Raw genomic sequence first — 22,637 nt, 5'->3', positions numbered from 1 at the left:
ATCAATCATTAAATTTAATAACATGAAAATTATCAAGGTCATTTTTTTATTTAGCATTGCCCTTTTCAACTTTGCATGCAGTAGCGATGACAAGACGTGCGAAGCTCCCGATCCTAAGTCCATACAACTAAAAGTAACCGCTCGGGGTACTGTATTGGGACAACCAAAAACAATAGTGCATCCAAAAACCAATGAAACTTTGGAACCCACCTGTTATTTAATGGAACTTGTAGACACTTCAACAGGCAAGGTCATTGGGACATTGGAGGATTGTGTTGTAAGCAGTGAAACTCCTAGTGATGGAACATTAACATCTAGGGTAATTACTTTTATAAATATTGAAGGTCGTGGTACCATACAAGCTGAAAATATGGTTTTCCAAGAATTAATACCTCCATATCAGGATCTTAATTTTGACACTTCATTTACCCCCACGGAAAACAATGTTATAAACACAACTTTTGAATTTGAAGGAATGGAAGGCACTGTTTCTTTGGAAGGTAAAGTAAGCTTTATCAACTTGGGGGAAGGTATAGTAACCTTCAATTGTAATTTTAACATCAATCTAGAGTCCTACTAAGCAAAAAAACATACAATATCATTGTGGTTTAAGGTTAACACCTATTACTTCTGCTAGTGTAAACAAGCTTATGGCGGGCCTGTCTATAGACAGCTAGGCAAGCTATGGAGCATTTAATTCCCACTTGGTAAGTAAAGGGAAGCATTCCCTAGCTAAGATAATAACCGGAAACAGTTTATGATGCTATAAAAAGGCAGCACCTATAATGTGTATGCCCGGCTATGCCTATTTAAAATGGAACAATCGGAGGCCATATTTGTGAATATATCAAAGCCTTAAAAGGAGTTGTAGGGATACAATTTAATAGTTAAAACAAAAAGACGTGGACAAACCATTTAAAAACAACCGTATACTAGGACCTATTAACGCATGGTTCTTTTACACAATCTCCGGGTACATGAATATGTTATGGGGAAAATCCAAAAAAAGATTATTCCAGGATCATCCCGAGACCGTGGTTGAAATTGGTCCAGGTGCCGGTGCCAACATGCGCTACCTACAAAAAGGCACCAGGTTGATTGCTATTGAACCCAATATTCATATGCACGCCAATCTCAGAAAAAGCGCTTGTAAATATGGTATCCAACTCGACATAAAAACAATAGTTGGTGAATCTATAGATTTGGCCGATAACTCCTGCGACTTTGTTGTTTGCACCCTGGTACTTTGCACTGTAGCCGACCCACTTCTATGTATCGAACAAATAAAGAGAATCTTGAAGCCTTCCGGGGTATTCGTGTTTATAGAACATGTAAGGGCCAAGGAAAATTCAATTCTCGGCTTCATTCAAAACTTGATCCATAAACCTTGGCATTGGTTTTTCGAAGGTTGCCACACCAATCGCGATACCCGATCCGTCTTGGAAGCAAGTGGATTCACCACTTTGGAAATCGAATCCTATAATTCATACTCCCCATTTGTTCCTATAATCCCACAGATTCGAGGAAGGGCAATAAAAGGTTAAACCTCAGGGCAAGCCTGCCGACAAAGGCTGGCCCTGAACGCATTAATAGGAATCGACCCTAGGGTCGAGGTTGAACCTAGATCCCGCCGAAAAAGGCGGGATTAGTTCAACTTGCAATTTTAAGTGCGTCTTACCGACTTCTTAAAATTGAGTTTCACTAATAAAATAATCGAACCAAAAAGAAAACACAAGTGAACAATCCCATTAAGAAAATATTAAAACATTGGATTTTAATACTATTATTTGGCGCCATTACCATGAACCATCTCTGGGCGCAGCAACCTTTGACTATTTCGTTCCTTAATGAATCGACCACAATACCCTATACAACTTTTTTGAATGCCCCGGTCCACCCTGGGCTACAAATTGGAACGGAATTCAACTGGAAGGAAAGCAGACATTTGCATTTATATCCCTCTATTTCCATTGGATATCTGTACCACAAAAAACTTTTTCACGGTCTATTTACCAATCTGGAACTGGGTTTTGATTATAAAACCTCTTTTGGCCTCAACTTAAAAACAAAAATCGGCTTGGGATATTTGCATACGTTTAGCACCCAACAGGAATTTCAGTTCAATGAAGGCGCCTATAAAAGTAAAAGGGATTTAGGGAATTCAAGAGTGATGCCGTCGGTTACAACAGGAATCGGGTTTCGCTTACAACCAAAAAAAGCAAATTCCCCTGAAATTTTTGTGTTATATCAATCTTGGGTGGAATATCCGTATTCCCCTGGCTTCATTCCCTTAATGTCTCACACCAATGTACATTTAGGTGTAAAATTATTCCCATTTAACAGAAAAGCAAAAAAATGAAAAAGGCAATACTAGTTTTGGCGTTCCTCCATTTGGCATGTACGGAGCACGATGAAGTTTTTCAACAAGAATATTACCATTGTAAAAATACATTATCAACAAATAACCCCAATCATCAGAAAGCGCTACCAATTAAAAGAATCACAGAAGAAATGGTATCCAAAGGTGTCCCAGGAGTCATGATGAGTGTCCACACCGAGATAGATGGTTATTATTCCACTGCCTACGGAAAAAACGACTTGTCCAATCAAATCGATATACAGGCCTGCAACCTGACCCGTGTGGGCAGTACAGTCAAAACCTTTACGGCAGTTACGCTATTAAAATTACAGGAAGAAGGCAAATTGGATTTAGATGATTTACTAAGTAAATATCTCCCACAAAGTATTTGGGAAAATATTGAAAACGCTAAAGAGGTCTCCTTACGACAATTATTGAACCATTCAAGTGGAATCTACAACTACATTCAGGACGTAAGATTCCAAACAGCCTCCTTGAACGATTTAATAAAAGTATGGACGCCTGAAGAACTCTTGGACTATGCTAGAAATAATAACGCCAACTTTGAGACAGGAACAGATGTTGCCTATTCCAATACGAATTATATTCTTTTGGGAATGGTTATAGAAAGTCTTGAAGGCAAACCTTTTTATAAAGTTTTTGAGGATAAAATCTTTAAGCCCCTAGAGTTGGAAATGACACAGTTTGCGGCGTCGGATCCAGTGCCTGTAGGAATCGTAAGGGGCTATATTGATCTATACGGTAAACTAGAACTCACCAATGCCACCTATTACAGCGGGTGGGATTATTTTTCGGCCGATGGCGGATTGATTTCCAACGCCCATGACCTGAATATTTTTTTAACGAATCTTTTTCATGGCAACATCCTTTCCAATGCATCGCTGCAGGAAATGATGGACTGGCAATCGCCAAAGGAGCAGAACAATGAAGATTTTGTAACACAGTACGGGTTGGGAATCTTTCTAATAGAAACAGATTATGGGCCTGCCTATTTACATAGCGGGGATGCCATCGGTTATTTCGCAAGCATGGTATATTTTCCCAATCAAAAAACAACAATTTCATGGGCGGTAAACGCCAATTATGGTAAAATTGACGATATCACCCAATCCAGAAATGCCATGAATAAAATTTTCAAAGCTGTTTTGGAAGAACCCCAATAAACTAAATACTGTTTCCCATTTTTCCTAGGGAATACTATTTTATTCCTTACAACAAAGACCAGTAACAGGACACTAGAATACAATAAATATCGTTAAATAGTAAATCTAAACCTGAGGTATGAAAAAGTATATAATTATATCCATCATCTTCTGTATTCAAATTTCCTGTTCAAAGAATTCAGTTGACCAGGAGAATGGGGAAGAAAATAAAAACGGGTATTTCGTAGACAGTTTTGACACAAATGGTACGTTGATAAATTTCGTTACCAACAACCCCTCTGCCCTTCCCAATGTAAGCAGTGAATCAGGAAGGTACAAAGCTATCCTAACCGACAACACCGATGATGTTACACTTCATTTCAATAATAGTCAAGGCAGAATTGACGCAAAATTAGTTAAATTCCCATTCGAGTTTATCGCCAGGAATATTGGAATTGGAACATTGAACGATTCCCAAATATCGCCGACCCCTAACAATGGCCCATATGTGTTTTGTGGTGTACAGGTTCATCACAAGGATTTTAATTCCATAAATTCATCGCACGTCGTAGTAGGACATAGGGGAAGCACAGGATACACCATTGAAGGTAAGAACACAGTAGAAGGCGTATCCAACGTAAACGATATTGGATCAAATACGGTTCCCCAAGGACGAGGGGATATAAGAATTGTTGGGAACAAGGACAAAACACTCACGGTTTACTGGCAAACTCCCAACCTAGCATATACGGATACAGATGACAATTGGAAACTCTATAAAGATACCGGAGATTTGCCGGGAATATCCCCCAATTTCGGGAGTGAAGTTTATATAGGTTTGATTACCTACGCATTTGGACAGAACGGAGTTCCGTTTGTTGGAACCTGTGATGCCATACAAATAATGGATTGATTTTATAGTACCTATTAGCCAGGTTCAATTAACAAAAACCCAAGCAATTTTCATTAAATAGCTACCGGTAGGATATAGAAGCGAATGGAACCCACATTCCTGAATTTCTATACAACCATTAATGATGATAATGACCTCGTAAGGGTATAATGGCTTCCAAAAAACTGACAAGGTTCCAATCAGAGATAGTTAATGCACTGAGCAAGCAAACTGCAGTTTGGTTTTGAATCCCAATTTCAAAAAAAATTGGCCACCGCATTATTTTCCAATTTAGGTATATTAAAAAACTTCCTTTCCAAAAGGTCGGGTATTGCCATTTTACCTTCAGGAGCAAACAAAAATTGCCTAATTTACATTTTCATAAAACCAAAGATTCCAAAAAGCTTCCATCCTTAGGGCTACTTTAAACAAAAATATTGTAATTTCTAGTCGTTTTTCATAACAAACGACCAATATGTTATTTATAGACTTCTACAACACTGTTTTAAATACATCGTTTACCTATGATGAATTACCCTTTCCCATTACGACCATACAGGTACCCAAAGGAAGATGTTTAACAGACTATGGACAGGTTGAAGATTCACTATACTTTATGAACAAGGGCATTGTGGAGATGAAGATTAAAAGTTATATGACCGAGAAGATAGTCGACTTTTTTTTTGAATCCGAATTATTCTGTGGTTATACTTCCTTTTTGGACCAACTTCCAACAGACGTTCAAATAACGACCTTAGTGGATTCCGAAATTGAGGTGATTAAGCGAAAGGATTTAATACCTGCCTATGAACATTCCTTTGAAGCCAATAAATTTGGAAGGATTTGTACGGAACAAGGTTATATAAGAAAATCAAATAGGGAAAAAGAACTTTTGACCAAAACGGCAGAAGAAAGGTATAATGAATTGTTCCGATCACGGGCGCAATACATTGCTCATATACCTGTAAATAAAATAGCAAAATACTTGGGGATCCATCCTGAAAGCCTAAGTAGAATTAGGAATAAAATAAATTCCTAATAAAGGCCATGTCCTTTTTTTAATCAATTTTTATGATGGCATAAACTTCCAATATAGAACATTTTGCACCAAGATTTGAAACGTTCCAATAACAACTTCCCTTACCTTGAACTATAACCAGACCATATCCAAATTAGGTTCCATGGGAAACAAAAAAGTGATTTGTATTTGCATACCACTTTTTTGTTTGGTCGGGATGACCAGTGCCCTAAAACGTTTATTAATGGTACACTTATCTACTTGAACAATCCCAAAATCAGTCCCCCAATAAATTGTTCCGATCAATCAGTTTAAGGAATTCGTCCCGTTTATTTTTGCTCACTACGGCAATTTGATCTTTTAACCTTACCATATTACCATCAATACTGTCTATATGATTTATATTGACAATGTGCGAACGATGTATCCTGTGAAAATTTGCAGGAAGGAGTTCTTCTAATTTACTCATTGACTGCAACGTCATAATTTTACGATTTTGAACGGTAATTAGCTGTACATAGGGACCCTGTCCATTAATGACGATTATGTCCTTAAATGCAACGCTGATGATTTTACTGTCAGCTTTAATAAAAAGTTTGTCCGTAGGCTGGGCTGGTGATGAAGTTAAGGGATAATCGACTTTTGAATCTTTTAAGGAAATAACTTTGGTGACCGCCTTATAAAACCGATCAAAATCTATTGGTTTTAATAAATAGTCCACAACATCGAGTTCATAACTCTGAACTGCATACTCGGAATAAGCAGTAGTAAGTATGGCAGCTGGTCTGTTCGGTAAGATTTTTAGAAAGTCAAGACCTGTAAGATCGGGCATTTGGATATCGAGAAACAAAACATCTATACGATCATTTTTAATATGATTGAGCGCTTGCAGTGCAGAACTACAGGAAGCCACCAGCTCCAACTCAGGGACTTTACCAACATAATCCGAAAGGATCTTTCGGGCAATATTTTCATCATCGACAATTAGACATTTCATTTTCATAAAGCAATCTTTAGGTCTAGTTGATACACATTATTTTCCTTGGTGATATCAACTTGGTGTTTCCCTGGGTAATTGGCCTCTAAAAGTTTTAATGAGTTTCTAAGCCCTATTCCCATATGCTCTCTTGCAACTTCCTTGACTTCCTCTTTAAAGGTATTTTCTGTTCTAAAACTAAGTTCGTTTTTTTCCACTTCCAATCCAATCTTGATCCAACCTCTGGGATTGGTTTCCAAATCGGAGTGTTTAAAACAGTTTTCGATAAAATTGATTAGGATCATAGGCGCAATTTTATTGTTATCCCTAATTCCTGCATGATAGAAATCGACATTACGGGAATCTTCATGCTTAAGTAATTGTATGCTCAAATAGTGCTCTATAAGTTCCTTTTCCTTATTCAAAAGTACTTTGGGCCGATCACAGTCATACAGTAAATAACGCAACAGCTTGGATAGTTTTGAAATCATTTCAGCAGCTCTTTCATCTCCCAGATATGCAAGCCCATAGATATTATTCAATGTATTGAACAGAAAATGAGGGCTTATTTGACTTTTTAACAATCTCAGTTCGGCCTCGGCTCTTTCCGCTTTATGTTCAACTTCTTGAACTGCATTAAGATAATAAACATGTGCTACTCGAATACTGGCCACGAAAATTATTCCTAATAACACCATTAAAAGCCACAAGGATATTCGAACCGATTTAGGGGCATATTGGTCACTGATCTGGTTTAACCCCAATATTTCCGCCATGATGGTATGCGCATAGATCCCGATGCCAAAAAGAATGATATTGGTAGTAATCAACCATCCCAATCTTCGATTGATGTTCCCTTCCCTTGCCAGGTATTCGGGAAAGAGTTTATATCCAAAAAGCCAAATTATCAAGGAGCCAAAAAATACATAGGTAACCAAATAGTATATAGTATCTGCAAGACTTCTTTGATACGCAAGTACCAAACTGATGGCTATATGTATCCCAAACCATAGGATGTAGGGGCCTACTTTAAAAAATCGCTCTGTTTTAGACAATGCACTGCTCATAGTGACAATATTAGTGTCATCTTCTAATTTTTCATAATCAAATGAATGAAATGATGATTTCATGGCACGAATTGTTCGTTTTTATAATTAAAAGGCCTTGTTGTCCTCAACAACCATTTGGTTCATTAATACAGGCGTTTGGTAAATTTTTTTTGCTACTGCTGCGCGGTCAAAATAGTTTCGCCCCGTAATCAAAATATATAATCATGAAAAATATGAATCAATTAATCACAATTGCCTTTTTTGTCCTATCCACCAACTTCTTTGCACAAGATAAGCAAGATCAACAAAATGAAATAGTTGCTGTTTGGATTACAGCAGATGAAACAAAAATAGAAATTTATAAAGAAGGTAATGTATACCTAGGCAACCCAATAAATTCGAAGGGAGAGCGAAACACGAAAATAGAAGTACTCAACCTGGAGTATACAAATGGTAAATGGGTGGGCAAGATATATTCCAAAAAAAGAGGAAAGCTGTTGGATGTAGAATGTCTGGTGGAAGGTGACAACCTTCTTCTTGAGGTAACTACAAGATTCATATCCACAGAGCTGGAATGGAACAGAGCTAAATCTTAAAACCCCGTTCCAGTTTTCAGTTTCAATTTATCAAGTATTCAAAACTAATCTTAACATGAAAAAATATATTTTTATAATCGCTTTTTCCATAGCCACAACCATTGTCGCCCAAGAAAGCAACTATTATTTTGGTGTTTCTTATGGAAAAAGTTTTCCATTGGGAGATTTTGCGGCCGATGATATTGCCAATTCCAATTCGGGTTTCGCAGAAAGCGGAAACAAGTTGGATGTTTATGGGGGAGCTGCCTTAAGCGAAAAGCTGAATTTTACATTAACCTTTCGTTATCAGAATTTTGACACCGATATCTATGCATTGGTAGAAGAATCGAAAACAACAAAGGTAGAAGCAAATATTGTAGGTAGTTCCGATGATTGGAAAACCTATTCCCTTCTTGCCGGGATTGAATACAAAATAAATATTGGAAGAAAATTCAGTATCTATCCCCGAATCGGATTAGGACCTATACTGGTTTCCAATCCACCGTTTACAATAGCGGTTACGAATGAAAATGCCAATACTGAAGTAATTCGCTCTAGTGAGACCGGTTTCGGTTTAGGCTACGAATTGGGTATTGGACTTAAACGTGACATAGGAAACTACTTTTGTCTAATGCCCACTTTTACTTTCAGTGGTGGTTTTGTTACAATCCCCGATGTTGACACCACAATTGACAATCTGCGCACCACTTTAGATTACATGCCCAAAATCATCACATTCAATTTAGGACTGTCACTAGCCTATAAATTTTAAACTAACAATAAAATGAAGTTAATGAATACTTTAAAAATGCCCATCTTTCTTGCGGTATTCTCCTTTACAGTAGGTATCGCCAATGCCCAGGACATAGCATCCCTTTACAAACAAGTAAATACATCTGTTGTTACCATTCTTACCGAATCCAGATTATTTGAAGAAAGCCATCAAATGATTGTTGATGAAGGTATCGGTTCAGGGGTTCTTATTTCCGAGGATGGAGAAGTATTAACGGCCGCCCACGTCGTCAATGATGCTGAAAAAGTCACCGTTAAGTTTAGAAATGGGGAAGAAATCCCTGCTAAGGTTATTAGATCGGCACCCGTAGCGGACATTGCATTGTTGAAATTATCGTGGATGCCCAAAGACTATAAAGTGGCAGAGATAGGTGACTCGGACAGGGTCTCGGTTGGAGAACAGATTATTATCTTAGGCGCCCCATATGGTTTGGAGCAGTCCCTTTCCTCAGGCTATATTAGTGGCAGACAAAAGCAAAAAACGAGGACCTCTGGGTTTGTAATCAATGAATACTTTCAAACAGATGCATCGATAAATCAGGGTAATTCGGGTGGTCCGATGTTTAACTTGCAAGGAGAGGTCATCGGAATTTCAAGCTACATCATTTCCGAATCTGGAGGTTTTCAAGGCTTGGGTTTTGCGGCTACTTCAAACTTAGCCAAAAAATTGGTTGTTGACGGCAATAGAAGATGGAACGGTATTAATGGTTTTATTCTGGATAAAGAATTGGCATGGATGTTAAATGTTCCTATTAATGGCGGCTTGCTGGTTGAATCTGTAGTTCGCTTTTCACCTGCTTATTTTGCCGGAATCAAAGGTGGATTTGAAACTATTACCATAGAAGATGAGCATTTAATTTTAGGAGGGGATATTATACTATCGGTAAATGGATTTCCATTGACCAAAGAGGCTTTTGAAAATGTTGATAATGCAATGGTCAATAAATCGGATTTCTACAAAAAGAAAGAATTCGTGCTAAAAGTACTGAGAGGTGGTAAGGTAGAAGATCTCACAATCAACTTTAAAAGCTAGGAGCTTTGATTTAGAACCTTGAATCACCTATTGGACTATTACTATATATATTCTGAAACTAAAACATTCAATAACTTAAATCATACAAATCATGGAATTAAATACAAACCAATTAAAATTTTTAAAAATCTACCGATCAAGCGAATCATACAGTGTTTCTTTAGTGGACAATGATGAATTTGAAATAACAAAAGGGTATGGTAATACCGTAATTGAAGCTTTGAATGATATGCATGAAAATTTAATCTAGCTGATGTCTCGAATGAAATACCTTTCCTATATATTTGAATCCCTACTATTTTGGACATTGGCTTTTGTGTTTTATATATTCATTAAATTCTATGGCATCGACAACCTTGAGTTAGAAGTAAACAATCACATCACCTTTAAAAATCTTCTATTACACGCTATATATATAGGTGTTTTTTTAGGCATATTTTTTGCATTAATTGAAATTTCTTTTCAAAAAACAGTCCTTAATAGGTTGGTACTTTGGTTACAGCTCCTCATCAAGTCCTCGTCCTATTTTGTTATCCTTGTTGCGCTACTCACCGTAGCTAGAATACTTATTTTAAATGATGGCAATGAGCCTTTTTCCAGTGAACGATGGTGGTGGTTCCAAAATAAATTTTTCAGAACTTTCATTGTTTACTTTTTGTTTGCGCTCATTGTATTTTTAATGATACAAATGGCCAACGAAAAGTTTGGGAAAGGAATTTTTATGAAGATGCTTTTGGGTATCTATAAAAAACCTCTACAAGTAGAACGTATATTTATGTTTTTGGACTTAAAATCATCGACAACCATTGCCGAAAACTTAGGCAATTACAAATACAGTCAGTTTATTCAAGATGCCTTTATTGAACTTAACGAGGTTGTATCTAAACACAGCGCTACCATTTATCAATATGTAGGCGACGAAGCAGTACTTGTATGGACCTTCAAAAGTGGATTGCTGTACGATAATTGTATAAAAGTCTTTTTCAAGTTCATAGAACAATTATCTGGCAAAAAAGACTATTTCCAAGAAAAGTATGGGTTTCATCCTGAATTTAAGGCTAGCGTCCATGGCGGAAAAGTCATATTTGCAGAAATAGGAACAATAAAAAAAGAACTGGCATATCATGGCGATGTGATTAATACAACAGCAAGAATACAATCACTTTGTAATCAATATCAACAACAATTGCTGGTTTCTGAAACTATATGGAATGTAATCAACAGTAAAAAACAATATGATAGTCAGGTATACCTGGATGCTTACTTAAAAGGTAAAAACGAGACACTTACGCTATTTGGGGTTCAAAAAATAGGCGATTTGGTTTCGTAATCTGCTTTTTTTAATCAAATGAATTGCCAAAGATCAGACTAAAACAATATGATGTAGTTATCACTAATGGTTTCATATAGCAACCAGAGTTTATATTCCCCATTTAGTCCTAATTTAATAAATCTTTTTATTCAAATACACGGCTATATGTGCTTAGCGCTCCAATCCTATTTTGCAGGGTATTGGTATCTCTATGAAGTATAGTCACACCAAGGCAAGGACAGATCACTACCCAAGGTTTATGCTTCTTTCTTGGCATTATATAATGGGAGGCACCACGTTCGCTTAAAACACAAAACGGTCTTAAAAGGCCGTTTATGATATTAATATTTTGGGGAATTAAAGGTTGTGCTAAGGTTACTCTGATTGTAAGCAGTTATTAATTCTGTTATTTTTTAAATTTTCCAAAATGCCATAATATTCCACAAGGATCGTGAAGGAAAAACTCGTTTCCCCATTCGTTATATACTATTTCAGATAAGCGCACATCCTTATATTTTTCAGTCAACTTTAAACTCCGTATGTATTTCAAAGTACTTTCTAAATTTTCAACTTCAAAGAAAATCATTGAGTTATCAATCCAATCCTTCACATAAGCATCTTGTAAATAAAATCCGAATTCTCCAATATGGAAATAAGACATTTTTTCCGATGTAACTATTTCTTTAAAACCTAGATCGGAATAAAAATTTCTAGAAACATTATAGTTTTTGGAACCAATAAAAGTCCTGATAGATTTCCCTGATATTTTCATTATTTTTTTTTTTAGGTTTACAACGGTGGCAATATTACCCGAAAAGTATTGCGGAGAACGTTGTTTACAAGGTACACTAAAATTGAAGTGGGGAAGACCTTGGCATTCCACTAAAACCCTTTTCGGTTCTATAAAATGTTATGCATTGGTTTTCCTTAGTTCCTAAGTGTTTTCGATTTTATTTCCAACAATACAAACCTAATTAAGTATGGGTCAACTTGTGTAATTTTTTTAACATTTAACACATACTCATAACCTTCTTCAAAGTTGAACCCTTCAATGGCGGGGAGAGTCATCCAATTATCTGACCCAGTCTTCTTTGTATGTAAAGCATTATAAATCTTTGGAGATTGATCATCTTCAAATTCGGAAGGATATTTAGGTGTAAATTTGACAGTTTCAGGGGATACAAAAAGTTCAATGTTCTCTTCACTATTTTCAGTAATAACTTTCTCTTTGGAGAGAAGTTCAATATAAACATACTTAATCGAAGAGACGTCTTGTAGCGGCTCATGCATCCACACTTTTTCAGCACTTAAGGTGTATTTATATCCCCTTTCATAGTCAATATCGAGACCTTCAAAAATTATATCAACCAGCATTTGTTTTTGATTGTCATCATTGTCAGAAAAAATTAAAGGTTGAGTCCAAATATCACTCATAATACTTGCCCCATATCCAGTCTCAGGGTAGATGGTTATTTCCACAATTTTTTCTTTATCATTCTCTTGGTCTTTGAGACAACTGGTAAAAAATAAGCAAAAAACAATAAAGGCGATAAATAAATGTAGTCTACTCATTTCTTTTAAAATTAATGTTATCAATAAACCATAGATGTATAAACTTCGAATTAGTTGCGTTGTAGTATAATGTTCGTTAAAGCACATAGTCTACCCAAGTTTATGCTTGGCCTTTACATTAAATTAGTCTCTAAGCCTGTTCTTTATTTCTTAAGTACTTTTATCTAAGAAACCGTATCAGTAAAATACCCTCCAAATTGCGTTACCCATTTCCGGGATCCCCACATATTTCCCATTAATGTCCGGGTCACGTATACCCCATAATAGGATTTCCACCGTACAGATTCAATATAAAACAATAGTTGAGCTTCTTAAGTTGGATATCCTCTTGTTTGAACTTATTCTTTAAAAATCGCTTTGAATATCTTTCAGTGGTATCATAGTTTTTCATGGTGCCGAACTTGAGGGTATGGACCATGTTCCCGTTGTAGTATTCGATTTGGTCCATCAAGGTCCTGCTAACCTTGTCTTCCCCAAGGAAACGCATTTTTATGGCATTGGAGGAATTATCTTATCTTCTTGGATAAGTAGTCTGACTTGTTCTCATTTGTAAAAACTTTGGTTAAACAATAATTTGTAAAGACGAAAGTCAAATCTTACTCTAAAGTTCTTTCAATTTACTACAATTCCAGTGAACCGTTGCACACCGAATTTGGTGTGCACATTTGATATCAAATAAAATTGACAAAAGCAAAAAAAAAGACTAAAAATCAAGTGATTAACAGTGTTTTTGATACCACCTATTTCTAGGTTCGTCGGGATGACAGGGTTTAGATAATCCTAATGAACCCTCACTGAAAATAGAAAAGCGAAGTCTAGCGCCTTCAGACTTTTTTTGTTTCCATGATCGCCCAAACTGCGTTTGGCTCCATGGGAAACAAAAAAAGTGATTTGCATATGCAAATCACTTTTCTGCTTGGTCGGGATGACAGAATACAACTACTTGTTACAAATAATTGATTATCAGTATTTTGCATGTACTTATCAAAATCAAATCCCTATATGGACACTCGATTTATAAATAGCTCCAGAACGTATTGATTATGTGTTATTTACGAGTTAAAATTACAAAGAAAATCAGATATCATCAAATATAAAAAACTCCAAGATTAGCTAGGTGTCTTCATTTTTAGCAAAGATACCTGCCAAGAGTTAAGTTCAAATTAAAAAATGATCCTAAATAAAGTTCTTTTTACAGAACTAGGAAAAGGAATTAAGAACTACCCTTACTATTAAGCTATTGAAAATCATGACACTAGTATCTTAACTTTAACCAAGGTTATCTATCGGCCTTCTCTTTCCTATTATCCTTCATAGCCACAACCGTCACTTTGTCTTTGTTGAAAATGTAATACAAAGTTGTGTTTTTGTGAATGACCGCTCGCCTTAAAAATTTTTGTGCTATAAATCGTTGATTTTACGTAACTAAAGCATATGCTGTGTTTTTGGTATCAATTATTACTTATTCTCCTAACTTATAAGTGGTCGATTTCACAGGAAAAAATCCGATTCTCCTTTTCATTAACCAGGGAACCCGATATCGGGATGACATGCGGTTCGAATCCTAAAATCCCATTTGAAATTGTTTTATTTACCACAAGGGCATGGAGTGCAATGGTTCGTCGTTTCGGGCTATATTGAAATATTTTGCCTTGTCATATGTTCCCGGTTTTCCAAAATTAATTTTATACATTTAGAAATTCTTTATATTTGTCTCATGAAGGTCATTACAGTAATCCTTTCCTTGTACACAATTCTCCTGTCATCATACCCATGTTGTGAGGATAAAGGTTCATGTTCGGACGTTTCAACTATAGACTATTGTGGAAGTGAAAGTTCTCAAGAGGTTCCCCATGGGAAGGATGGGCCATGCTCCCCTTTTTACAATTGTGGCAGATGCCTTGGGTTCACGATAACTTATAAGACCTTGGCTTTCGTTTCTCTTGAAATTGAGCATGAAACTCTCCCTATACCTTATATTGATATTCTTCCCAAGGAAGTGTATTTCTATTCGCTGAAGCCCCCACGCACCATTGAAGTATAGCTTGTCGTGAATTAATATGATTTTGGTCGAAAACTTTTGGCCATAGTCCAACATACTTCAAAACCCAAATAAATGAAATTAAGACTTTTTGTGGTACTGTCCCTATTCGGGATGGTAACCGTACTTGCACAGAATACCCTTGACATCATCGTCAAGGATTCCCTGAGCGATGAACCCTTGATGGGGGTCACCGCAGTTTTGCCATCCCTTGAAAAAGGGGCAATATCAGATCAAGAGGGAAAGATACATATGGAGAACATCCCTGACGGTAGGTTTCAACTGCGGTTAAGCTATATCGGATATGCCACCGTGGAATATAGCCTTTCCTTTCCCTTGGATGAAACGGCTCAGGGACAGACCTTTTTTCTTGCCCCCCAAACCGAGGAAATGGAAGAAATCATCTTAGTCTCCACAAGGAGTTCCCGGACCATCGATGATATCCCAACACGGGTCGAGGTCATCGTGGGGGAGGAGCTCTCCGAAAAAGGGAATATGAAACCCGGGGACATCCGTATGCTCCTCAACGAGAGTACAGGTATCAGGACCCAGCAAACGTCTGCCACCAGTTACAATTCCAGCATCCGTATCCAAGGTCTGGACGGTAAGTACACGCAGCTCCTTCGGGACGGCTTTCCTCTGTATTCAGGGTTTGCCAGTGGACTAAGTTTGATGCAGATCGCACCCTTGGACCTGAAACAGGTCGAGGTGATCAAAGGATCTAGTTCCACCCTATTTGGGGGCGGAGCCATTGCCGGTCTGGTCAACCTGATTTCAAAAACCCCGGAAGATACGCCCGAGCTCAGTTTTATGGCCAACGGAACCTCCGCTCTTGGCCTCGACCTGAGCGGGTTCTATTCCCAAAAGTTCGACAAGGTTGGAACGACCGTATTCGCTTCCTATAACCTAGGTACTCCCTATGATCCTTCCGACGTGGGGTTGACTGCTATTCCTGAGTTCGACCGCTTTACCCTGAATCCAAAAATATACTGGTTCCTTGATGAAAGTACGGAATTATTGATAGGTATCAATACCATTTTGGAAGACCGGCTTGGGGGTAATTTGGACTTTGTTAAGGGAGAGTCTGTGGACAATCCCTATTTTGAGTCCAATGAAACGGAGCGAGTCTCTACCCAATTAGGGTTTAAGCATGCCTTTAACGACCAAAATCGTTTGGAGGTCAAAAACAGTTTCAGTTTTTACGATCGGAGCATCCAGATTCCAGATTTTACCTTTTCGGGGTACCAACGCTCCTCGTTCAGTGAAGTGAACTTTTCAAATAAGTCAGAAGATGGGTTGGAATGGGTTCTTGGAGCCAATCTATGGACGGAATATTTTAACGATAGGACGGAAAATCAGACTGAGGCATTGGACCAGTCCTACCAGATCTTTGGACTGTTTGCCCAAAACGTATGGCCCATCAACCAAATATTATCTCTTGAAACCGGTTTCCGGGCAGATTTCCATTCTGATTATGGATCAATGGCACTGCCTCGACTGTCCGTGCTCTATGAACCAAGCCAAAAACTAACTTTTCGATTAGGTGGGGGTATGGGATACAAGACTCCTACTGTCTTTACAGAAGATGCGGAACGGTTGCAATTTAGGAACGTATTACCTATTGACACAGGCGAGGTCGACCTTGAACGCTCTATAGGAGGTAATTTTGACATAAACTATAAATGGGTACCCATGCCCGGGATGACAATGTCCATCAATACACTCCTTTTTTACACCAAAATCAATGACCCTATGATGTTAGTACCAGGGGATAACGGATTCTATAGCTTCCAACAACCTGGTGGATATGTGGATACCCGTGGTGCCGAAGTCAACCTAAAAATCAAATACGGAGACTTCAAACTGTTCACTGGTTATACCCATGCAAACGTTAAACAACATGAAAACGGAACGGTAGCGGATTTCCCATTGGTGGCCAAACACCGTTTGAACAATGTATTAATGTATGAAAAGGAAGAAAACCTATGGGTGGGTCTTGAAGCTTACTCTTACAGCCCACAAAAATTGGGTAACGGTGAAACAGGACAATCCTATTGGATTGTTGGGCTCATGAGCGAAAAGAAGTTAGGGGATAAGTTTTCGGTCTTTCTGAACTTTGAAAACTTTTTGGATACCCGACAGACCCGCTTCGGCAATATTTTTACAGGAAACATCACTGACCCTCAGTTTTTGGATATCTATGCACCTGTAGACGGTTTTGTGGTCAACGGCGGGTTTAAGATTAGCTTATAACCTAAGACTCGGGGTCCGACTCCCGCGGTTACAATTTTATCTACTATTTTTTTTGCCAGGGACATTTGTTCCTGGCAATTAATTGTTTTCGGCTCTTATTGTTTCGTTTTGGTCAAAAAAAGGATAAACTTGATATCCGACAAGGTTCCACCTGTGCGCATCGTTCGCTACCATACCAATTTTGTGGTGTTGCTACTTGAAATTAAAACTATGGGCTTCCTCATTCCAAAAGTGGTCCGTAACAATGAAAAAGAATCTTATCATATCCGATTTATATTTATCAATTATGTAACATTATGAGTGATTATGGCTATTCATATATCTGAATTATGAAAAGCAGAAACAATTGTGATTATATTACTGAAATAATATTTTTATTTAGTTAACGCCATAAAACGGCCAATAAAAAGAGCGAATGGATAAAGTTGGTGTAGAACCAAAAATGGTTGATTTTATGGGACTGCTAGTGCAGTAGATATTTAAAGTGCCTTATTATTTTTTATAATTCAAAAAGATGTCACCATGACCAATCTTGTCTACCAGTATCTGGCTTCCTTTTTCAAGAAATCCCCTTACTTGGTTCGTGAGGAGTTGGCTGGAATCACTAGGTTCAAGAAACAAAAAAGTGGCTCTGCCACCACCATCATAGAGGACCGTCATGGAATGGAAATTGTCCGATATTGTCCGGACATGAAATTTGTTGACTGAACCAAAATTCTCTATCCATTCAATTTTGCGGATAAAATGTAGATGATCTTCCACTACCACCAAAAACCGTAGTATGTTGGAACGCGCCACCCCGATCCTAACCAGGGCCAGAATTTTCGGGGACATTTCCCCCCATTTTTTAATTTTCTCTAAATGTTCCATTCGCTCATAATTATTGTTAGCTCTCAATGATTAAACAACAGTCCTATTTTTTTTTAGAGTGGCCGTTCAGTTCAGGGTAATCGTCCGGATCAAGGCCAAGGAATTCACATAATTTTACTCGAGAAGATACGGATAGTGAATCATTGAACCCTTTCACATAGAGTGCAACGTCTTCTTGCTGGGCACTGGACACTTGGGCCAATAGATCCAGTTCATTGGCTAACGATTGCCAGTCCCCCCCATATCTTTTAAAGATTGCTGCTTTGAGCTCCATGTACGGGTCGTTAGGGTATAATCTAAGTAAATATATCGAGGAAAACTAGCAATATGGATGATTCTTGCCATTTTTTAATACTTGCTCATCCAAAAAGAAGGTCCTGTCCCTTTTATGGAATATTGCCATTACATTTTATACGACTACAACCCAAAGAAAGGAATTCTAAAAAAAGTTCTTTTTACAGAACTGTCCAAAAACTAGAATTATTCTAAATCTCATCAACTCCTTGTTGAAATGGTTCGGAGGGGTAGTTTAATTAGAATTGGCCTTGCGAGAAATCGTGAACCCTTTTTCTTTTCATAGTTTCAACATAGGTATAAAATTTATTTTCTACTCTATTCCTTAATTTTTACTTGATGTTATAAACAGGAGTCAAGGGTATCAATTCTATATTTTTTAATTGCAATTATTTTTTTCTTGTTTCCCATAACTTTTTGAAGCCCATTTCCTGCAGGGGATTCATGATTAAATTTTCTGTACTTAAATTTTATTTATATTTGGTCTAAATAAGAATAATTATGTATTATTGCACTCTAAAAAATTAATCAATGAAAAATTTCTATTGCTTTTTAAGTGCATTCTTACTACTTCAGAACATATTAATCGCACAGACTTATATAAAAGGAAAGGTAGTTGACCAGGACGGCGAACCGCTTATGGGGGCCAACGTCATCCTTTCCAATGACCACGGTACAATAGCGGACTATAATGGAAACTATATGATTCCTGACCTAATATCAGGAACCTACACAATTACAGCTACATTTATAGGTTTTATGCCCCAGAGTCAATCCATAACTGTTAAGGAACAGGAGAACTCGACTTTGGACTTTATGCTGATTGCTTCAAGCGAACAATTACAAGAAGTGGAAATAACAGGACGAAGGGAGAAGTCATACAAAAACAACCTGACGTTTGCGGCAACAAAAACCGCCACCGCCATTAAAGATGTTCCTCAAGCCGTAAGTTATGTGACCAAGGAAGTCTTTGCTGACCAGCAAGCATATCGTGTTAACGATGTTATTAAAAATATAAGCGGTGTCAATATGTATTCCTATTACGATGATTTTACCTTTCGCGGTTTCCGTTCTGGAGATACGTATATCAATGGCCTTCGGGTTGTTGGACTATTTGGACCTGAGCCATTATTGGCCAATATTGAACGTGTAGAGGTAATAAAAGGACCTGCTTCGGCTATGTTCGGAAATTCTATTCCCGGTGGAATTATGAATAGGGTCACCAAAAAACCACTGGCACAAGATCGAAAGTCCATTAATTTCACTTTGGGAAGTTATAATACATTGCGCACTACTGCAGATTTTACTGGTCCGATCAATGAAAAGGAAACCTTACTATACCGTCTTAATTTAGCTTATGAAAATTCTGATTCCTTTAGGAACCTACAAGAATTTAAGTCGTATGTTATAGCTCCTTCCATTTCCTTCCTGCCAACGGACAGGACACGGATCAATTTTGACCTGGTCGTTACCAATTTTGATGGAAAATTGGATCGTGGACAACCCATATTTGGTGCCACCGCCGGTACGGATATATATGCAACCCCAGTATCTTTTGCCATAGGTCAGACCAGTGATTTTCATAAAAGCGATGTAGTTTATTCCACGCTTTCGTTAAACCATCAATTCACCGATAATCTTTCTTTTAATGCCTCTTACATAAAGTATCTTTTTGACGAGGATCTGGAAGAACACCGTACCTCCAATCAATTTGCAGTGGATTCCAATGGTAGCCCCATCCCAACACTTATGGGAATGCAAGTAATTACACGCCAGGGACAGACTATCGCGGACAACCTATCTACCTATTTTGTCTATAAGACCAATACTGGCGCTATTGAACATAAAATAGTGGCAGGTTTTGATTATAACGAACAAAAGCAGCCAGTGGGCAATGCTCAATCTTTCGCTCGTGGATATCTTCTAGAGGGAGGAGGTTCCTCAAATAGTGCCGCTGATTTTGCAAATTTTTTAAGGGATGAAAGCGGTAATCCTATTCCCAATGTGCCCCATTTTGATTTACAAAATCCTACATATAACGTTGCGAGACTTAGCGATTATATATTTGAAAATTCACCGGCCGACCCTACAAAATATTACTCCTACGGTTTTTATATTCAAGATCAGATTAAATGGAACAGATTTCAACTGTTGATTGGAGGTAGACAGGAATATTACAACGACTTGGCCAATTTTGATCAACCCGATGAAGAAATCACGACGCAAAATAAATTTCTTCCGCGCATTGGATTGGTTTATTCTGCGACTCCCAATATCAACCTATATGGCACATATACTGAAAGTTTCCAGCCCCAAGGAGTTGCATCATTGAACAACCCACAAGCTGGCGGACCTTTTGATCCTATAAATGCCTATATGCTTGAAACGGGAGCCAAAGGTGAATTTTTTAATAACAGACTGGCGGCCAACCTTGCGGTCTATTACATAGAAAACAATAATATTCTGGTCAATGCCAATGATACCAATAATCCCGAATTGCTACGTCAACGGGGACAAGAGGAATCCAAAGGAATTGAATTGGATATAAATGGACGGATTCTTCCCAACTTTAGCCTAACCGCTAATTATGCTTATAACGAAGCAACTATAACTGAAAGTGATAATTTGGAGGAAATTGGAACCAGTAAGGAGAATGCTCCGTTGCATCAGGGAGGTATATTTGGGAAATATAGTTTTCTCCATGGAAAATTGAAAGGAATAGGTTTTACATTGGGGAGCAATTTTGTTGGCGAGCGCAATACATTGGAGCCAACCCTTCAACTTCCTTCCTATGTAGTTATGGATGCCGGAGTTTCCTATGAAGTAGATAAATTTAGCATTCGCTTTTTGATCAATAACCTCGGGGATAAAACCCATTGGGTAGGAGGTTATAGTTATACCCGATTATATCCCGGTACACCAAGAAATTATCTCTTAAGTGTTGGTTACACCTTCTAAAATGAAATTGGATAAAAAAATATTTTTTAAAATCCATAGTTGGATAGGGGTAAAGCTTAGTATCCTATTTTTTATTGTCTGTTTTTCAGGGACTCTGGCCACCCTTAGCCATGAGATGGATTGGCTTTTTAATCCAGCCATGCGGGCAAGCCCTCAAAAGGAATATGCCTCCAGAAACTTGATGGTGGCCAATTTTAGGGAGGCATACCCTGATGCCCGAATCCAGTATTGGATGCGTTCCGAAGAACATTACCTTTGTGATATTATTTATAAAGTAGAGGATGGTCAGCAAAGTTACGTATTCGCCAATCCCTATACCGGGAAAATACAAGGGGAATCGGCCATAACCATACAACGATATTTCAGGGACCTGCATTACTTTTTGTTCATCCCGTTTCAAGTTGGTAATTTTTTGGTGTTGATCTTTGGATTTCTACTATTCATTTCACTAGTGACCGCATTACTGTTTTATAAGAAGTGGTGGCGTAAACTATTTGAATTAAAAACAGGGAAAGGTCCACTAGTTTTTTTTAGAAGCCTCCACAGATTGGTGGGGCTTTGGTCCGTTCCCTTTACCCTGTTGTTTTCCATTACTGGAATCTGGTACTTTATAGAGCGAGCCAATGTAGGGGGAATTGGCTCCGAAATTAACCCAAAGTCGCCCCAATTGGAAATAACCAGGTCAAACCAAATTATAGTATCCGATCAAGATTTAAGTTATAGTATCGATTATGATAAGGCAATATCCTTGGCCAAAAAAGAAATTCCCGGACTTGATGTGGGCAACATTTATATCCCCCAGAAGCAAACCGATATCCTCGGCCTAGTAGGAAAAAGTGATGTACCACTTGTCCGGCAAAGGGCCAATAGGGTTTATATTGACCTCCGATCCTATGAGGTTGTTTCTTCCCAAAAGGCCAATGAAATTGGCACTGCAATGTGGATAAATGACATTGCCGATCCACTGCATTTTGGGTATTGGGGAGGATTGACCACTAAAATAATTTGGTTTATTTTAGGGTTGGGCATTTCCTCGTTGGTACTCTCCGGAATCTGGATTACTATGAAGCGCATGGCAATAAAGCGCAAACATAATAAGCCACCAATACGTGCATGGCAATATATAAACTGGGTCGTTTATGGTATCATGTTATTGTTTATGTATATAAACCTAATTGATCGCTATAGGGCATCCATAGAGGCTTTGTGCATTATCAGTTTTGGATGGGTTATTTTCATGGCCTTGACTTATTATATTTTTGTTATTCGGCTAAAAGGAGCCGTGAACAAAGCGCAAGCATAATTCAGATTAAAAGTTCAGTTATAGGTATAATTCCAATAAATTCTAAGAACCGATTTCTTGTATTCTACTTGAATTAATTTGTGGGTAGACGGTATCTTTATGAAAGAACTTTTAATTTATTAATATCTGCACGTTTATAAAAGCGAAAATTAATATTCATTAGAGTTCGGCAACAGC

At 37.7% G+C, this 22,637-nt stretch carries 22 protein-coding genes; 15 read left to right on the top strand and 7 right to left on the bottom strand.

The genetic code is table 11. The features are described from left to right. The first annotated feature begins 22 nt into the window (after nucleotides 1–22). The 6 genes from C7972_RS12140 (at nucleotide 23) to C7972_RS12115 (ending at nucleotide 5,453) form a co-directional block, all read left to right on the top strand. Nucleotides 23–580, top strand: coding sequence for a hypothetical protein (locus C7972_RS12140; RefSeq protein ID WP_110356448.1), 558 nt, complete (start codon nucleotides 23–25; stop codon nucleotides 578–580). 397 nt (nucleotides 581–977) lie between these two features. Further along, nucleotides 978–1,544: a class I SAM-dependent methyltransferase gene (locus tag C7972_RS12135; protein WP_110356447.1), complete on the top strand. Its 567-nt coding sequence runs from the start codon at nucleotides 978–980 to the stop codon at nucleotides 1,542–1,544. A gap of 191 nt (nucleotides 1,545–1,735) precedes the next feature. After that, nucleotides 1,736–2,359, top strand: a complete 624-nt coding sequence (locus tag C7972_RS12130; RefSeq protein WP_146216314.1) for a hypothetical protein — start codon at nucleotides 1,736–1,738, stop codon at nucleotides 2,357–2,359. Further along, nucleotides 2,356–3,543 carry a serine hydrolase gene (locus C7972_RS12125; RefSeq protein WP_110356445.1) on the top strand — a complete coding sequence of 396 codons (1,188 nt, stop codon included), beginning with the start codon at nucleotides 2,356–2,358 and terminating at the stop codon, nucleotides 3,541–3,543. Before C7972_RS12130 ends, C7972_RS12125 begins: the two co-directional genes overlap by 4 nt. Nucleotides 3,544–3,661: 118 nt before the next feature. Next, nucleotides 3,662–4,435 carry a hypothetical protein gene (locus C7972_RS12120; protein WP_110356444.1) on the top strand — a complete coding sequence of 258 codons (774 nt, stop codon included), beginning with the start codon at nucleotides 3,662–3,664 and terminating at the stop codon, nucleotides 4,433–4,435. A gap of 454 nt (nucleotides 4,436–4,889) precedes the next feature. After that, on the top strand, nucleotides 4,890–5,453 hold the full coding sequence (locus C7972_RS12115) for a Crp/Fnr family transcriptional regulator (protein WP_110356443.1): 564 nt from the start codon (nucleotides 4,890–4,892) through the stop codon (nucleotides 5,451–5,453). A gap of 256 nt (nucleotides 5,454–5,709) precedes the next feature. Here C7972_RS12115 and C7972_RS12110 read toward each other — a convergent pair whose 3' ends face one another. Both C7972_RS12110 and C7972_RS12105 read right to left on the bottom strand, forming a co-directional pair. After that, the gene (locus C7972_RS12110) at nucleotides 5,710–6,435 is read right to left on the bottom strand and encodes a LytTR family DNA-binding domain-containing protein (RefSeq protein ID WP_110356442.1); all 726 of its coding nucleotides are present in this window, start codon (nucleotides 6,433–6,435) and stop codon (nucleotides 5,710–5,712) included. Beyond that, on the bottom strand, nucleotides 6,432–7,538 hold the full coding sequence (locus tag C7972_RS12105; RefSeq protein ID WP_110356441.1) for a sensor histidine kinase: 1,107 nt from the start codon (nucleotides 7,536–7,538) through the stop codon (nucleotides 6,432–6,434). The genes C7972_RS12110 and C7972_RS12105 overlap by 4 nt, the downstream gene beginning before the upstream one ends. A 143-nt stretch (nucleotides 7,539–7,681) precedes the next feature. Between C7972_RS12105 and C7972_RS12100 the strand changes: the two genes are divergently transcribed. The 5 genes from C7972_RS12100 (at nucleotide 7,682) to C7972_RS12085 (ending at nucleotide 11,187) form a co-directional block, all read left to right on the top strand. Further along, a complete protein-coding gene (locus tag C7972_RS12100) occupies nucleotides 7,682–8,053 on the top strand; it encodes a hypothetical protein (protein WP_110356440.1) in 372 nt (123 codons plus the stop codon). Between the two features lie 55 nt (nucleotides 8,054–8,108). Continuing rightward, nucleotides 8,109–8,804: an outer membrane beta-barrel protein gene (locus C7972_RS12095; protein WP_110356439.1), complete on the top strand. Its 696-nt coding sequence runs from the start codon at nucleotides 8,109–8,111 to the stop codon at nucleotides 8,802–8,804. 21 nt (nucleotides 8,805–8,825) lie between these two features. Further along, nucleotides 8,826–9,857: a S1C family serine protease gene (locus tag C7972_RS12090; protein ID WP_181422873.1), complete on the top strand. Its 1,032-nt coding sequence runs from the start codon at nucleotides 8,826–8,828 to the stop codon at nucleotides 9,855–9,857. Nucleotides 9,858–9,948: 91 nt separating this feature from the next. Further along, nucleotides 9,949–10,107 (top strand): hypothetical protein, encoded by a 159-nt coding sequence (locus C7972_RS23810; protein ID WP_181422872.1) that lies wholly within the window; start codon nucleotides 9,949–9,951, stop codon nucleotides 10,105–10,107. Between the two features lie 3 nt (nucleotides 10,108–10,110). Beyond that, entirely contained in the window at nucleotides 10,111–11,187 is a 1,077-nt protein-coding gene (locus C7972_RS12085; RefSeq protein ID WP_110356437.1) for an adenylate/guanylate cyclase domain-containing protein, read from the top strand. A gap of 388 nt (nucleotides 11,188–11,575) precedes the next feature. Here the strand turns inward: C7972_RS12085 and C7972_RS12080 are convergent, their stop codons facing one another. The 3 genes from C7972_RS12080 to C7972_RS12070 all read right to left on the bottom strand — a co-directional run bounded on the left by C7972_RS12080 (nucleotide 11,576) and on the right by C7972_RS12070 (nucleotide 13,228). Continuing rightward, entirely contained in the window at nucleotides 11,576–11,941 is a 366-nt protein-coding gene (locus C7972_RS12080; protein WP_110356515.1) for a glyoxalase, read from the bottom strand. A gap of 155 nt (nucleotides 11,942–12,096) precedes the next feature. Beyond that, complete coding sequence (locus C7972_RS12075) at nucleotides 12,097–12,741, bottom strand: DUF4377 domain-containing protein (RefSeq protein ID WP_110356514.1); 645 nt, start codon at nucleotides 12,739–12,741, stop codon at nucleotides 12,097–12,099. Nucleotides 12,742–12,988: 247 nt separating this feature from the next. After that, nucleotides 12,989–13,228 (bottom strand): phage integrase SAM-like domain-containing protein, encoded by a 240-nt coding sequence (locus C7972_RS12070; RefSeq protein WP_110356436.1) that lies wholly within the window; start codon nucleotides 13,226–13,228, stop codon nucleotides 12,989–12,991. Between the two features lie 1,230 nt (nucleotides 13,229–14,458). Here C7972_RS12070 and C7972_RS24425 point away from each other — a divergent pair. After that, complete coding sequence (locus C7972_RS24425) at nucleotides 14,459–14,785, top strand: DUF6660 family protein (RefSeq protein ID WP_375334786.1); 327 nt, start codon at nucleotides 14,459–14,461, stop codon at nucleotides 14,783–14,785. Nucleotides 14,786–14,857: 72 nt separating this feature from the next. Further along, nucleotides 14,858–17,035: a TonB-dependent receptor domain-containing protein gene (locus C7972_RS12060; protein ID WP_181422871.1), complete on the top strand. Its 2,178-nt coding sequence runs from the start codon at nucleotides 14,858–14,860 to the stop codon at nucleotides 17,033–17,035. A 492-nt stretch (nucleotides 17,036–17,527) separates the two neighbouring features. On the opposite strand, the gene C7972_RS12055 is transcribed toward C7972_RS12060, so the two are convergent. Beyond that, complete coding sequence (locus tag C7972_RS12055; protein ID WP_110356434.1) at nucleotides 17,528–17,905, bottom strand: hypothetical protein; 378 nt, start codon at nucleotides 17,903–17,905, stop codon at nucleotides 17,528–17,530. Nucleotides 17,906–17,948: 43 nt separating this feature from the next. Continuing rightward, on the bottom strand, nucleotides 17,949–18,179 hold the full coding sequence (locus C7972_RS12050) for a hypothetical protein (protein WP_110356433.1): 231 nt from the start codon (nucleotides 18,177–18,179) through the stop codon (nucleotides 17,949–17,951). A gap of 551 nt (nucleotides 18,180–18,730) precedes the next feature. On the opposite strand from C7972_RS12050, the gene C7972_RS12045 reads away from it, so the two are divergent. Next, nucleotides 18,731–21,157, top strand: coding sequence for a TonB-dependent receptor (locus C7972_RS12045; RefSeq protein WP_110356432.1), 2,427 nt, complete (start codon nucleotides 18,731–18,733; stop codon nucleotides 21,155–21,157). Nucleotide 21,158: 1 nt separating this feature from the next. Further along, entirely contained in the window at nucleotides 21,159–22,460 is a 1,302-nt protein-coding gene (locus tag C7972_RS12040) for a PepSY domain-containing protein (protein ID WP_110356431.1), read from the top strand. Nucleotides 22,461–22,637: the final 177 nt, after the last annotated feature.

Origin of the sequence: Arenibacter sp. ARW7G5Y1 (genome assembly GCF_003201775.1) — a bacterium.
Taxonomy (GTDB): Bacteria; Bacteroidota; Bacteroidia; order Flavobacteriales; family Flavobacteriaceae; genus Arenibacter.
Note: the sequence above shows the minus strand (reverse complement) of the source record. Positions and strands in the feature narration are given on the sequence as shown.

Coding starts and splice junctions, on each gene's coding strand:
- C7972_RS12140 (WP_110356448.1), top strand. CDS start 23: ATGAAAATTATCAAGGTCATTTTTTTATTTAGCATTGCCCTTTTCAAC.
- C7972_RS12135 (WP_110356447.1), top strand. CDS start 978: ATGAATATGTTATGGGGAAAATCCAAAAAAAGATTATTCCAGGATCAT.
- C7972_RS12125 (WP_110356445.1), top strand. CDS start 2,356: ATGAAAAAGGCAATACTAGTTTTGGCGTTCCTCCATTTGGCATGTACG.
- C7972_RS12120 (WP_110356444.1), top strand. CDS start 3,662: ATGAAAAAGTATATAATTATATCCATCATCTTCTGTATTCAAATTTCC.
- C7972_RS12115 (WP_110356443.1), top strand. CDS start 4,890: ATGTTATTTATAGACTTCTACAACACTGTTTTAAATACATCGTTTACC.
- C7972_RS12110 (WP_110356442.1), bottom strand. CDS start 6,435: ATGAAAATGAAATGTCTAATTGTCGATGATGAAAATATTGCCCGAAAG.
- C7972_RS12105 (WP_110356441.1), bottom strand. CDS start 7,538: ATGAAATCATCATTTCATTCATTTGATTATGAAAAATTAGAAGATGAC.
- C7972_RS12100 (WP_110356440.1), top strand. CDS start 7,682: ATGAAAAATATGAATCAATTAATCACAATTGCCTTTTTTGTCCTATCC.
- C7972_RS12095 (WP_110356439.1), top strand. CDS start 8,109: ATGAAAAAATATATTTTTATAATCGCTTTTTCCATAGCCACAACCATT.
- C7972_RS12090 (WP_181422873.1), top strand. CDS start 8,826: ATGAATACTTTAAAAATGCCCATCTTTCTTGCGGTATTCTCCTTTACA.
- C7972_RS23810 (WP_181422872.1), top strand. CDS start 9,949: ATGGAATTAAATACAAACCAATTAAAATTTTTAAAAATCTACCGATCA.
- C7972_RS12085 (WP_110356437.1), top strand. CDS start 10,111: ATGTCTCGAATGAAATACCTTTCCTATATATTTGAATCCCTACTATTT.
- C7972_RS12080 (WP_110356515.1), bottom strand. CDS start 11,941: ATGAAAATATCAGGGAAATCTATCAGGACTTTTATTGGTTCCAAAAAC.
- C7972_RS12075 (WP_110356514.1), bottom strand. CDS start 12,741: ATGAGTAGACTACATTTATTTATCGCCTTTATTGTTTTTTGCTTATTT.
- C7972_RS12070 (WP_110356436.1), bottom strand. CDS start 13,228: ATGCGTTTCCTTGGGGAAGACAAGGTTAGCAGGACCTTGATGGACCAA.
- C7972_RS24425 (WP_375334786.1), top strand. CDS start 14,459: ATGAAGGTCATTACAGTAATCCTTTCCTTGTACACAATTCTCCTGTCA.
- C7972_RS12060 (WP_181422871.1), top strand. CDS start 14,858: ATGAAATTAAGACTTTTTGTGGTACTGTCCCTATTCGGGATGGTAACC.
- C7972_RS12055 (WP_110356434.1), bottom strand. CDS start 17,905: ATGGAACATTTAGAGAAAATTAAAAAATGGGGGGAAATGTCCCCGAAA.
- C7972_RS12050 (WP_110356433.1), bottom strand. CDS start 18,179: ATGGAGCTCAAAGCAGCAATCTTTAAAAGATATGGGGGGGACTGGCAA.
- C7972_RS12045 (WP_110356432.1), top strand. CDS start 18,731: ATGAAAAATTTCTATTGCTTTTTAAGTGCATTCTTACTACTTCAGAAC.
- C7972_RS12040 (WP_110356431.1), top strand. CDS start 21,159: ATGAAATTGGATAAAAAAATATTTTTTAAAATCCATAGTTGGATAGGG.